The organism is Vibrio sp. 10N.222.54.E6, from assembly GCF_041473955.1.
Taxonomy (GTDB): Bacteria; Pseudomonadota; Gammaproteobacteria; order Enterobacterales; family Vibrionaceae; genus Vibrio; species Vibrio tasmaniensis_A.
Genome location: NZ_JBFRTD010000010.1, coordinates 282,645 through 295,601, shown reverse-complemented (window position 1 = coordinate 295,601; position 12,957 = coordinate 282,645). Strand labels below are relative to the sequence as shown.

At 44.1% G+C, this 12,957-nt stretch carries 12 protein-coding genes and 1 pseudogene; 12 read left to right on the top strand and 1 reads right to left on the bottom strand.

What is annotated here, in order from left to right; genetic code table 11:
* From AB4513_RS06255 to AB4513_RS06205, 11 genes and pseudogenes are all read left to right on the top strand, one after another.
* Entirely contained in the window at positions 1-1,284 is a 1,284-nt protein-coding gene (locus AB4513_RS06255) for a TRAP transporter large permease (protein ID WP_009847244.1), read from the top strand.
* An 82-nt stretch (positions 1,285-1,366) separates the two neighbouring features.
* On the top strand, positions 1,367-2,257 hold the full coding sequence (locus AB4513_RS06250; protein ID WP_102257792.1) for a dihydrodipicolinate synthase family protein: 891 nt from the start codon (positions 1,367-1,369) through the stop codon (positions 2,255-2,257).
* Between the two features lie 112 nt (positions 2,258-2,369).
* Positions 2,370-3,206 (top strand): MurR/RpiR family transcriptional regulator, encoded by an 837-nt coding sequence (locus tag AB4513_RS06245; RefSeq protein ID WP_102257793.1) that lies wholly within the window; start codon positions 2,370-2,372, stop codon positions 3,204-3,206.
* Between the two features lie 204 nt (positions 3,207-3,410).
* On the top strand, positions 3,411-4,571 hold the full coding sequence (locus AB4513_RS06240; RefSeq protein ID WP_102257794.1) for an N-acetylneuraminate epimerase: 1,161 nt from the start codon (positions 3,411-3,413) through the stop codon (positions 4,569-4,571).
* A 15-nt stretch (positions 4,572-4,586) separates the two neighbouring features.
* Positions 4,587-5,657 carry a YjhT family mutarotase gene (locus AB4513_RS06235; RefSeq protein ID WP_102257795.1) on the top strand — a complete coding sequence of 357 codons (1,071 nt, stop codon included), beginning with the start codon at positions 4,587-4,589 and terminating at the stop codon, positions 5,655-5,657.
* Positions 5,658-5,861: 204 nt separating this feature from the next.
* Positions 5,862-7,631: an exo-alpha-sialidase gene (locus AB4513_RS06230; protein WP_102257796.1), complete on the top strand. Its 1,770-nt coding sequence runs from the start codon at positions 5,862-5,864 to the stop codon at positions 7,629-7,631.
* A gap of 97 nt (positions 7,632-7,728) precedes the next feature.
* The gene (locus AB4513_RS06225) at positions 7,729-8,556 is read left to right on the top strand and encodes a cache domain-containing protein (protein ID WP_240798317.1); all 828 of its coding nucleotides are present in this window, start codon (positions 7,729-7,731) and stop codon (positions 8,554-8,556) included.
* A complete protein-coding gene (locus AB4513_RS06220; RefSeq protein ID WP_240798318.1) occupies positions 8,553-9,632 on the top strand; it encodes a methyl-accepting chemotaxis protein in 1,080 nt (359 codons plus the stop codon). The genes AB4513_RS06225 and AB4513_RS06220 overlap by 4 nt, the downstream gene beginning before the upstream one ends.
* A 77-nt stretch (positions 9,633-9,709) precedes the next feature.
* Entirely contained in the window at positions 9,710-10,429 is a 720-nt protein-coding gene (locus AB4513_RS06215) for an MFS transporter (protein WP_102257797.1), read from the top strand.
* 41 nt (positions 10,430-10,470) lie between these two features.
* Complete coding sequence (locus AB4513_RS06210; protein ID WP_102257798.1) at positions 10,471-10,920, top strand: hypothetical protein; 450 nt, start codon at positions 10,471-10,473, stop codon at positions 10,918-10,920.
* Positions 10,921-11,017: 97 nt separating this feature from the next.
* Positions 11,018-11,131: pseudogene (locus AB4513_RS06205) on the top strand (IS5/IS1182 family transposase); the annotation flags it as partial.
* A gap of 133 nt (positions 11,132-11,264) precedes the next feature.
* Here the strand turns inward: AB4513_RS06205 and AB4513_RS06200 are convergent.
* Positions 11,265-11,585, bottom strand: coding sequence for a hypothetical protein (locus AB4513_RS06200; protein ID WP_102257799.1), 321 nt, complete (start codon positions 11,583-11,585; stop codon positions 11,265-11,267).
* A 470-nt stretch (positions 11,586-12,055) separates the two neighbouring features.
* On the opposite strand from AB4513_RS06200, the gene AB4513_RS06195 reads away from it, so the two are divergent.
* A complete protein-coding gene (locus AB4513_RS06195) occupies positions 12,056-12,889 on the top strand; it encodes an AraC family transcriptional regulator (RefSeq protein WP_009847235.1) in 834 nt (277 codons plus the stop codon).
* Positions 12,890-12,957: the final 68 nt, after the last annotated feature.

The window sequence follows — 12,957 nt, the reverse complement described above, 5'->3', positions numbered from 1 at the left end:
ATGGCAGGTTCAATTTTTGGCTGGTTAGCACTTCTGTTTGCAGGGATGCCCGTCGGTTTTTCACTTATTTTCGTTGCACTCGTATTTTTGGTATTGACTCAAAGTACCGGAATTAACTTCGCGGCTCAGCAAATGCTGGGTGGCATCAACAACTTCACTTTGTTGTCGGTTCCGTTTTTTGTATTAACTGGGCACTTAATGAACAGTGCTGGTATTACAGAACGTATTTTTAACTTTGCTAAATCCATGGTCGGGCACATTACCGGTAGCTTGGGCCATGTAAATATTATGGCAAGTTTACTTTTCTCTGGCATGTCTGGATCGGCGCTTGCGGATGCGGGTGGCCTTGGGCAACTTGAAATCAAATCAATGCGAGATGCAAAGTATGATGATGACTTTGCTGGTGGATTAACCGCCGCTTCTTGCATTATTGGTCCTTTGGTTCCACCTTCTGTGCCGCTTGTCATTTATGGTGTGGTTTCAAATACATCGATCGGTGCTTTGTTTTTGGCGGGAGCCATCCCTGGATTGATGTGTGCAGCCTCATTAATGGTAATGAGCTATTTCATCTGTAAGAAACGTGGCTACATGACCTTACCTAAAGCGACTCGTGGTGAGCGATTTAAATCACTAAAAGAAGCTTTCTTGTCTTTGTTGACGCCAGTTATCATTATTGGTGGCATTTTCTCCGGGAAATTCACTCCAACAGAAGCGGCCGTTGTTTCTTCTTTATACGCTTTGTTCTTAGGTGTTGTGGTTTACCGTCAAGTTACGCTTACAAGCTTTGTCGGTATTTTAAAAGAAACCGTTAATACCACTGCCGTTGTCGCGTTGATGGTCATGGGGGTAACGGTATTTGGTTGGATTGTGGCTCGAGAACAATTGCCTCAAATGATGGCTGACTATTTCTTAACAATCAGTGATAACCCGCTTGTACTCTTGCTACTGATTAACTTACTGCTCCTGTTTTTGGGTACATTTATCGAATCGCTAGCCTTGCTTCTTTTATTGGTTCCGTTCCTTGTACCTGTTGCCGCGGCTGTGGGTATTGATCCGGTTCACTTCGGTGTAATGGCTATTTTGAACTTAATGATTGGTATTTTAACTCCGCCAATGGGCATGGCTTTGTATGTGGTTTCGAAGGTTGGAGACATTCCGTTCCATACCTTGACCAAAGGGGTCATTCCACTTTTGGTGCCATTATTTATCGTGCTGGCACTTATTGCGGTATTCCCTCAATTCACGCTTTTTCTTCCAGAATTGATGCTTGATTACGGAAAGTAGCCGCAGATTAAATAAACGACTAAGTAGATGGAATGGGTTCCGGTTTATTCCATATTTAAGACAATAAAATTAAGGTAAGAAGATGAAAAAGTTATCTGGACTAATTGCAGCGCCACACACACCGTTTGATGCCGCTAACAGAGTCAATTTTGGTGCGATTGACCAAATTGCAGAACTGTTAGTTGATCAAGGAGTAACGGGCGCTTACGTGTGTGGAACAACGGGTGAGGGGATTCATTGCTCGGTTGAAGAACGTAAAGCAATCGCGCAGCATTGGGTTAAGGCTGCTGCTGGTAAATTAGATCTCATTATTCATACTGGTGCGCTAAGTATTATTGATACGTTAGAGCTTACTCGCCACGCAGAGGGTTTGGATATTCTCGCGACATCGGCTATTGGTCCGTGTTTCTTTAAACCAGGCAATGTTGAAGATTTGGTCGAATACTGTGCGCAAGTTGCGGCCGCCGCGCCTTCAAAAGGATTTTATTATTACCACTCTGGTATGTCTGGCGTAAATGTCGATTTGGAACAGTTTCTAATTCAAGCCGATGATCGTATTCCTAACTTATCGGGTGCAAAATTTAACAACGTCGATTTGTATGAATATCAACGTTGTGTACGTGTAGCCAATGGTAAGTTTGATATCCCGTTTGGTGTTGATGAGTTTTTGCCCGCTGGTTTGGCTGTTGGGGCTGTGAGTGCTGTCGGTAGTACTTATAACTACGCTGCACCACTTTACTTGAAGATCATTGAAGCATTTAACAAGGGCGATCAAGTTCAAGTCGCAGCGTTAATGGACAAAGTAATTGCGCTTATTCGTGTGTTGGTAGAATACGGCGGCGTAGCAGCGGGTAAAGCCGCGATGGAATTGCATGGTATTGATGCCGGTAATCCTCGCTCCCCAATTCGCCCGTTAACGGCAGTACAAAAAGCCGATGTTGTAGCAAAAATGCGAGACGCTGACTTCTTGTAACAATAAAAGGGGGGGAATCCCCCTTATAATGCGCTTTAAGGTGGGGGGCTATGTCATTGTTTTATGGAGTCTGTTATTTTGGATCAAGCATTAAGTATTTAAAGGGGCCAATGTGAATACGCCTAAAAATTTATTAGTCAGAATGCGTTCAAATATAGAACCCTTGAGTAAAAAACTCACTATTGTGGCTAATTACATTATTGAAAATGCACACGATGTGCAATTTCAAACAATCACGGAACTTGCCAAAAATACTCAAACCAGTGAAGCGACAGTAGTCCGTCTGTGTCGTGATATGGGATATAAAGGGTATTCCGACTTCCGTATGGGGTTGGCTATCGATTTAAGCCAAACGGCTAGCCAAAATGCGCCAGAAATTGAAGGCGATATTTGCGACGTTTCCGCTCAGAATGCGGTAGCAAGTTTGAATGATACCGCCAAGCTAATTGACAGAAAATCGTTAGAGAGGATCTGTACGCTTGTTCATAACTCTAGTTTTATCAGCTGTGTTGGCGTTGGTGCATCGAGTATTGTAGGGCGATATCTTTCTTTTCGTTTGTTAAGAATTGGTAAAAAAGTCACTATGTATGAGGACACTCACCTTGCCGCAATGAATGCAGTTCGTTGTACTGAAGGTGATTTGTGGATATCTGTGTCCAGTTCCGGTTCGACCAAAGAGGTAGTCCACGCGGCGACGCAAGCGTATAAGCGCGGAGTTCCTGTCGTCTCCTTAACGAACATTAGTCACAGCCCTTTGTCTGCCATATCTACTGAAATGTTAGTGGCAGCAAGGCCTGAAGGCCCACTGACTGGAGGCGCGTTTTCTTCTAAAGTTGGTGCTCTGTTGCTCGTTGACGTATTGGTTAATACCTTGCTCGACATTTATCCAGAATACTCAGAGTCCGTTTTGGAAACAGCAGAAGTTGTCATGCCACTTATGACAACTTAATAAGCTAAAACTCATTTCTACCCAAAGCCTGCAATCGTAGGCTTTTATTTTATTTCTATATGAAAATAATTTTTTTGTTAACTTGATCTTATAAAAATAATTTCCTTCGATCAATACTGTGTATGAATCATAAACAAGAGAGTCATACGTATTCTCATTAACTGAATGACTGATTAGAGCCATTCAAATAAGGAAATTAATATAATGAATAAACGACACTTCAATCGCTTGGTTATGCCACTTTTGGCTGCTTCGGTATGCCTTAGTACAGCGTCTTTTGCAAAAGACCAATGGCCTGATTTACCTGTTGGTATGAAAAGCGGGATCAGCGCTCAAGTAGGGAGCAAGCTTTACGTGGGCTTAGGGTCTACCGGGCAAGACTTCTACATGTTGGATCTGGAGTATGTAAAGAAAGGCTGGCAAAAGAAAGCGGATTTCTCAGGGCCTGCGCGAAGTGGTGCAACAGCAAGTGTCGTTGGTGAAAATATTTATGTTTTTGGTGGCTCTGGTAAGAACAATTCCAGTGATGCGGCTCCTGTCCTTTTTGATACCGTTTACCGCTATGACGCTGGCGACAATACTTGGGCCCGTGTGAATACTCAGACGCCAGTAGGGTTACTCGGGGCGGCTTCGTATTCGCCTGATAACAAACAAGTGCTGTTTTTTGGCGGCTATAACAAAGGTTACTTTGATAAATACTTGGCAGACATTAATACGACAAGCAGAAAAGATCAGCCTGAAAAATGGCAAAAAATAGTCGATGACTACATGGGAATGAAGCCACTAGATTACAAATGGAATTCAAACGTTGTTAGCTATACACCTGAAACCGGGACATGGAAAGAGTTAGGCTCTTCTCCTTACCTGCCTAACTGTGGTTCCGCTTTGGTTAAGCAAGGTGCTAAGGCGACGTTGGTGAGCGGTGAGATAAAGCCAGGACTAAGAACTTCTGAAGTGAAGCAGTTTGCTTTTGGTGCGTCTCAACCTTGGATGAGCTTACATGACTTGCCTAAGCCATCAAACCAACAGACTCAAGAAGGCGTTGCAGGCGCGTTCGCCGGAGAAAGTAACGGTGTTGTGATCGTGGCGGGTGGCGCTAACTTCCATGGCGCGAAAGGGGCATTCGAACAAGGGAAAATGTTTGCGCATAACGGTTTTGGTAAAGCGTTTAATCCTGAAACGTATGTGTTGAAAAATGGGCTTTGGGCGCAATCTACCGATTTACCATATGGCCTGGCTTATGGGGCTTCTTTTACCACTGATGAGGGTGTATTGGTGATTGGCGGAGAAGATAGTAAGCGTGCGGCACGTAAAGAAGTGTATTTGCTTTCTTGGGACGGCAAAGCTGTTCAAGTCACTCATTAATTTACGGGGTTAAGTATGTCATTTTCTATCGTTACGTATCCTGACTTTCCCGTTGAAATTAAAAACGCTGTCGGTGCTCGAATTGGCGACCGAATCTTCGTAGGGTTGGGCAGTGCAGGAACGCAGTTTTATAGTCTAGATTTGAACGCAACTGAACGTGGTTGGAAATTGATGGCAGCGTTTACTGGTGTGGTTAGGAATGATGCCGTCATGGTCGCGAGTGGTAGTGCCATTTGGGTGTTCTCTGGCGCCGGATTACAGGAAGGTTGTGAGAGCGTCCAAGTGCTTACGGATATTCACTGGTTTGATATTGAAAACGACGAATGGCAAACGGTCGAATCGGAGATCCCAGTCGGTTTACTCGGTGCTAGCGGTTGTGAAATCGCACCTGGAAAAATCGCGTTTTGGGGAGGATATAACAAGCCCTTATTTGATGACTTTCTAGCGAAGCTAAGCAAGATAGACTCAGCGCTTGAACCCGAAAAACATCAAGCCGCTTTGGTTGAATTTATGTCGATGCTACCGGATCAGTACGGTTGGAATCAGGACATTTGGTTGTTCGATTGCGAAACGTTGCAATGGCGAATCCTAACAGAAAATCCATTTCCAGCTAACTGTGGTGCGAGCCTAATACAAGATGACAATCAGGTGGTGTTGGTAGACGGAGAAATCAAACCTGGGCTGCGCAGTACCCAAGTAAAACAATTTACTTTTTTGTCCATAGAAGAAGTGAAGAGCACTACGTTGCCGAGCATTCAAGATTCCCCCCAAGAGCATGAAGGTTTAGCCGGCGCGTATGCCGGGCTGGTGAAAGGCCAGTATTTGGTTGCCGGAGGCGCATTTTTCATCGGTAGCCAGAAGAAAGCGAGAGAAAAGCAGTGGTATACCCATCAAGGGTTAAGCAAGCATTATGCTGGTGATGTTTGGTGTTTACAGGAGCAACAATGGCGGCGGGTAGGTGAACTGCCCACAGGCCAAGCTTATGGCATCTCGATTTCCAGTGAACAAGGTCTAATTATCATTGGAGGTGAAAACGCAAAAGGACAAGGACTACAAAGTTGTTATTTGATTAATTGGCACGCATAAGCCGCTCCCCCTATAGGTGACTTACGCGTAAAGAGCCGACCCTAAACGTTATTTAATGGGTTCGGTTTGATTTAGGACCAATTGAACAGCAAACACTTTGATGGTTTACCTCAGAGGCGTGAAGCCTCTGAGGTTATTGTCTATTGATAGTAAACATCAGCAGTTGGTGCTTGTTGTTCTCCGTTCTATTTAAGGAGAATTAAAGTGAAAAATAGAGAACATTGTTTAAAAGGAATTAACCTGTTAGCGAGCGTTGCAATTGCTTCATCCTTACTCGTAACTTTTCAAGCTAACGCCGTTGCTCCTAACATTCGCGATACCATCGTTTTTAAAGGTGGAGAAGGTGGCAGTAGCCATTATCGTATTCCGTCTATGGTCGTCGCGGCCGATGGGTCTTTAGTCGCTTTTGCGGAAGGAAGAGGAACATCCGGAGATCCCGGAAATGGTGCTCCAACAAGTATAAAGAGCCGTCGTTCGACAGATAATGGCCAGACATGGTCTGCGTACCAAGTGATCCAAGAAAATTCAGCCGAGGCATACTCTGACCCTCGCCCGATGTTAGATGCCAGTAATGGCAGAATATTCGTCTTTTATACGAAGTGGGACATAAATTGTGCCCAAAACCGTAGTTGTGTTCCATTTGATGATCCTAACCATAAGCTATTGTTCAAAATCAGTGACGACAACGGACAAACGTGGTCGACAGAAACGGATGTTTTAGATCAAGTCCGCGATGTGAACTGGTTTGCAAATGGTGATTCGACTCATAACGGCAGAGCCACATGGTCTTATACACCAAGCGCTAGCCAAGTAGCGCAGGCAGCAGCCTCCGGTTGGCAACTCGATTGGAACTCTAGAGTCGCGAATGGAGCATGTAACGTCCAATATTATGGTGATGGCAATACTCGTTACCTTGTTGATTTGGTCGTAAATGATGATAAATCAGTCAAAGCGGTTTTATATGGAAATGGGAGCAACATCGAATACCCACTTAATTTTGATATTGGTGGCTACCATGATTATCAAATTGTCGGTAGTGGCAGTAGTGCGAGCTTTTACGTCGATGGGACGCTGATTGCGAGTGGTTGGGGCGGTCAGTCTCATAGCGGTAAAACGGTCACGTGGGGTAATGGGTGCTCGTCGACTTCGGGCAGTTCAGCTTATAAAACCATCGACTTTTCTATTGCTAACACTGCAGTGGCTCAGTTTGATGCTTCTTTAATGCGCCGAGTCGACGGTAGTGTGATTAACCATCCTGCGGAACAAGGTTGGGCTAAGACTGGGGCCAATGGTGGGCATGGTGACCCAGGTTGGAAGAGTATTAATGCAGGCCCGGGGCAAGGGATTCAACTGAATTCGGGGCGTTTGATTTTCCCTGCAATTGTTCTAGATGCGTTTGAACAACTGTCGGTGGTTTCTATTTACAGCGATGACTATGGGGTTTCGTGGCAGGCAGGCCAACAAACACCGACCTACGCCCAAGAGCCAAGTGAAGCCGATATGGTTCAGCTTAACGATGGACGCATTTTACTTTCAGCACGTAACGATGGAGTCACGGGAACGGGTAATTTTAATCGCTACCACTATATCAGCGAAGATAACGGTATTAGCTGGAAAGTGATTGAAGAAACCAGAAACTCAGTGAATGGCGCTTTGTTTTTTAAACTTGACCAAGTTGATATTGGATTAGTGAGATACGGTAACGACCGCGTACTGATGTCTGGCCCACAAGGCAATGGCGCCGTTAGTTCAGATCGCAATGATTTGGCTATTTGGAGTGCGACGGATAACGGCAGTGGTGTGTACAACTTTACCCAGCGAACCCAATTTCGTGATGGGTACAGCGCTTATTCAGACATTGTTATTCTTCCAAATAAAGGAGCGGCAGGCAACGAAGACTTGGGGGTTATTTATGAAGCTAAATCGAGCACTGAAATTCGAGTGATGGTGATGGACATTAATAGCGTCAATTGATTGGAACAGATGCCAGAGCCTTATTTACGCTAGGGCTCTGGCGTATTAATTCAATGAGATGTTTTCATTAACTATAACTTTGGATAAGGGGGAGAGAGTGTTTTCTACATGGATGAACAATATCGGGTTTAAGCAAAAAATAATCATTGGATCCATCATGTTAATGGTGGCCGGTATTGCGGTTAGCAATATGGTTTTGTTTAGTAAATACCAGCAAGATTTAGAGAAAAATCTGATTGAGAAAATAGAGCTGGGCTTGAGCTTAGAGTCTTACAAGATAGAGCAATGGCTTGCGTCTAATGTTGGTAATTTGGAACGTTCGGCAGAGTACTTCCAAACAAGGCGCAGCCCCAAAGAGATGGTGACAGCGTTAGGCTTAATGGCAGAAACAGACAGCGTGGACGATGTGGTTATCGCGTTTGTTGATGGCACTGGGTTTTCTGCAAAAAATGGCATGTTAGACGTGACCGAGAGCGACCCGCGTAAGACGCAATGGTTTACTCTTGTGATGGAAACGAAACAAACCAGCGTGACCGATTTTTATCAAGATCCGAAAACGGGAAAATCGACGGTCAGTATTGCAGCTCCAGTCAAATACGGCGTGCTGACGCTAAATATACACTTAGAACGTTTTAGTACATTTCTTAAAAAATCCAATATCGAGACGGCAGAAGAAACCATCTATAACCAACAGCAGCAGGTTTTATTTTCAACGTCTTCGTCTGACATTCTAGGGCAGTCACTGCAAAATAGGTTCGTTGCGGATGCTATTGGTGACCGCTTTCTGGAACAATTACAGGGGGTGTTTAAATACACCAAAGACGACAATGTATCCCTTTTCTTATCTCAAAGCTTTAGAGTGCTTGGTGAACAAAAGTGGCACCTTACACTAGAAGCTAATGAACAAATTATTGATGAAGCGTGAAAGATGCTTGGCAGCAGTTATTGATTGGGGGAGGGGTTTCTGTCGTTATTGCAGCCATGATTTTAATTGCAACTCTAGGGTATTTGTTCCGTCCCATTGTCGCACTTAAAAAAGTCGTGATTAGCCTGTCGTCCGGGGATTGTGACCTCACTCAGAGATTACCTGTAAAAAATAATGATGACTTAGGGCAAATAGCGAAGGCCATCAACGAGTTTATTTCTAATCTGCAATTGATGATGAAAGAGGTCTCGGAGTCATCAGATCAAATTACACACTCTCTTAATCTTGTACACGATCAAGCGGACTCAAACCTGAATAAGCTCAATAGCCATGCGTTAGAAACGGAACAAGTGGTGACCGCCATGACTGAAATGACGGCTTCTTCTGAATCGGTCGCACAAAGCACGGTTTCCGCATCGGAGTTTACTCAGACCGTCATCGGTGACATGACGCAATCGCAACAGGTGGTTGGTGAAGCGGTGATTTGTGTTGAAGCTTTCGTTGATCAATTTGAGGTAATGGCTGAGCGCGTGACTCAAATGAGTGATGGAGCATCTCGAATCAACGAGGTATTAACCGTGATCGGTGGCGTTGCAGAGCAAACCAATTTATTGGCACTTAATGCCGCGATTGAGGCGGCAAGGGCTGGGGAGCAAGGAAGAGGTTTTGCGGTTGTCGCTGATGAAGTCAGGGCATTGGCGGCTCGTACTCAAACAAGTACCAATGAAATAGATGCGATGCTGTCAGAGTTAACGTCCCTTTCGCTTGGAGTGGCCAATAGTATGGGCAAAACGAGTGAAGCAAGTCGTTCTACTGTAGAGCGAACAGCTAAAATATCTCAACGTTTGGTGTCGATGGAACATTCGGTAAATAACGTTGCTAGTTTAACCTCGCAGGTGGCGGTTGCCTCGCAACAGCAAAGCCTTGTAGCAGAGGAGATTAACGGCAACATTAGTACCATTAACCTCATCGCTGGCGAACTTATCGTGAGTGCTAAGGCTACACAATCTAACATTGGCAATTTACTGGGTTCCAATGAAAAGTTGAAAAACGTGGTGCGGAAATTTCGTGTATGAAACGGATTCATGTAAGAAAAATAAATAATTCTATAGGTTAGGCATGATTAGCTTTGCCGCTTGAGGACTGAATAGCTATGTACCAAAAATTCTCTTTTTCTTTCAATGTGCCGAAACAAGTCATTCTATTTTTTGTGGTATTACTACAAGCTTGTTTGGGAGGAACGTACTCATGGTCTGTCTATGATGCCGTATTCATTAAGCAATACGATGTGCCTGCCGCGTTAGCCTCAGCCCCTTTTAACCTATTTTACGTTGTGTTCCCAATTATGCTGCTTTTTGCCAGTAAGCTGATTGATCGCTTTGGCCCTAGACAATGCGCAATATTAGGTGGGGCTCTATTCGGATGCGGCTGGATGCTTGCGAGTTTGGGTGCTCACAATTTCTACTACATTCTAGCGGGCGTAGGAGTGTTAAGTGGCTTAGGCGTCGGGATCGCTTATTTGATTCCAATTACTGTAGGGGTCGCTTGGTATCCAGAACAGCGTGGGCTCGTTACTGGTCTTGCCGTTGCAGGGTTTGCTGGTGGGGCGGCATTGGTGAGTCAACTCGCGCAGTATTTTCTTACTGCTGGAGTGTCTCCATATGAGTTACTTGGCGGTGTTGGTGTAGGTTATATTTTTATTGCTATTTTTTCTGGGTTGTTCATGTCCTACCCCGCAATCATGGCTTCAGGATCAACCGGGAGGGTGCGCCTAACTTCCGTTGTTCAAGGACGGTTGTTCCAAACGTTGTTTTTTGCCATGACAGCAGGTTTAACTGCCGGTTTTTTATTAATAGTAAGCTTGCCCTTTTAAGTAATGATTATGGAATAGAACTGATCGTCTCTGCCGTTGCTATGTTTGCCTTGAGCAATGCCGTGGGGCGAGTCGTTTGGGGTTATCTGAGCGATAAGTGGCTCCCTAGTAAGGCCATTAAGTTAAATTTGTTTATTCAGGCACTGGTACTTTCTATTAGCCCTTTGCTATTGCAATCAAATTTTGGGACGGCATTTTTGGCTGTGGTCACTGGTTTTAATTACGGTGGTGTCTTGGTGTTATACGTGTCGACAGTGGGCTATTACTGGGGAAACAATGAGATGAAAAATGTCTATGCTGTTTTGTTTCTCTCTAACATTTTGGCTGCGTTGATTAATATTGTGTTGGGAATCTTGTATTCTTCGATAGGGCTTAATATACCGATTGTATCGGTACTGTTGTTACTGGGCATCGCCTATGTATTAACTGGGCAGTATTTGAAAATCAAAGCCAGCGCAACACCCCCTGCAATGGCAAATGATGCGCAGTAAAAGGAGGCGATAGAGTATATGCCGACATGGAAAATCGCCGGCTAACCCTCAGCCAGATGAGCTTAGTTAAGCCTATCGCCTTAAAATAGTTGCTATGGAGCGATTAAGCTTAAGACATTACAACGCACAGGTGGAAGAAACTTGCGTGATGATAAAAGTGTTGAACAAACTTGCTGGGTTAGGAATACCTGAAACTTGTCGTATTGATTAAGAATCACTCGAAGCATAGCGACTCTGTCTCTAAAGTGAGTTGCGCAACAACGTTGGGTGTCAATGGCATATATTTTATTGAGCCAATTGTTAATCCAGAGGCTCATCCAAGCAGATAAGTTACGCGAGAGTATTTAAAACATAAAATCCGATACAGCGCCGTCGATGCCATAGTCTTGATTTGATTTTGCTGGTATTTTGGTTTCTTTCAAAATGAGCTCGTCATCTTTAAGTTGTAAGTAAATATCTTCTCCAGATTTAAGCTGTAGCTTATAACCAACAATCACGGAAGAGCTCATGCCATTGACCTCAAAGTGCTGTTCATCAGCAATAAAGTTAGAAACAGTTCGTAAGTGAATTCCATCATTTAGCTGGTATGTCGTTTTATTCGGAAATGTTTCATGTCTCAGTAAATTGCAAATTGACTCAATTGATTCAGTTGTAAATGTGATCATCGTCTTGTTTCTCCTTTTTTTTCAATTGTATGGCTTATATAAAAGAGCTAAAACTCTAATCTTAAATGTGCGTATGCGTGCGCATGTTGTGGGGTTCATATTGATTTAAAGGAATGGGAGTGATTATCACTCTTAATTTCTGTGTTTGATGCTAATTAACACTCTAGGTTTGCAATTTTCGAAATCTAAGTTTTCATAATTGGGGTGTTGGCTTATTTAAGAAAAAGAAAAGGATTCGCGTTTTTTGATGATGTATCAGCCAGATTGCTGATGATTTGAAGAGCGCGTTGGCATGTATGGTTAATTTATCGCCCTTTTCATACCAAGACTTTCCTCCCAGTTAGAAAGCGTTATTAAGGCAACGACAAAAACGGAATTAACAAACAAAAGCGCAATTTTGTACAAAAGCTGAAAGAGACTATAGAGTAGACTGATAAGTCGCTCGATAATTAACAGGCTTGGAAATTGTTATGGAGAACAAGAAGCGCTCTAAAGAAAAGGCCGAATATAAGATAACGGAAGAGCTCGGTGGCCTTGAAATTCTTGATGCTGAATATGAAAAGCAGAACTTCTCACGCCACAGCCATGAGGGCTACACGCTTGGGGTTATTGAGCAGGGGGCGCAGCGCTTTTATCGAACAGGCGGGCATCATATCGCGCCACAAAATGCGATTATTCTGGTCAATGCCGACGAAGTTCATAGCGGTCACTCTGCCACTGAAGGCGGTTGGGCGTATCGAGCCATGTATCCACTCCCAGAGCAACTTGCCAAGATCACTCAAGAGCTTAACCTACCGAACTACGGTGCGCCTTACTTCCCAAGAGCGGTGGTTGAAGACCCTGAACTCGCTAATCAATTGAGGTTGGTCTTTAACACGATCGATGAATCCGACAATCGCCTGTTAAGAGAGACCTTGATGTATGGGATGTTGGTTAAGCTGATTAGTCGACATGGAAAATCGCCGCTTAACCCTCAACTCGATGGGAAAACTCAGCGCCAGCTTGTGTTGGTGAAAGAGTTTTTAGATGATTTCCCACAAGCCGATGTGTCGCTAGACGAACTATCTAAGTTAGCGGCATTGAGCCCGTTTCACTTAGTGCGTTCTTTTCAGAAAGAATTTGGTCTTCCGCCGCATGCGTATCAAATCCAATCTCGGTTAAGGCTTTCGCGTAAGTTATTGAAGCAAGGGCATACGATTTCAGATACCGCGCAAGAGTGTGGCTTTCATGATCAAAGCCATTTTCATCGACACTTCAAAAAGGCCAATGGCTACACGCCGGGGCAATACATCAAAATGCTCTAAACTTGCATGGCTAAGGCATGGCTAACTTGTGTTAAGTGCGGTTAAGTGCGGTTAAGTACGGTTAAGTA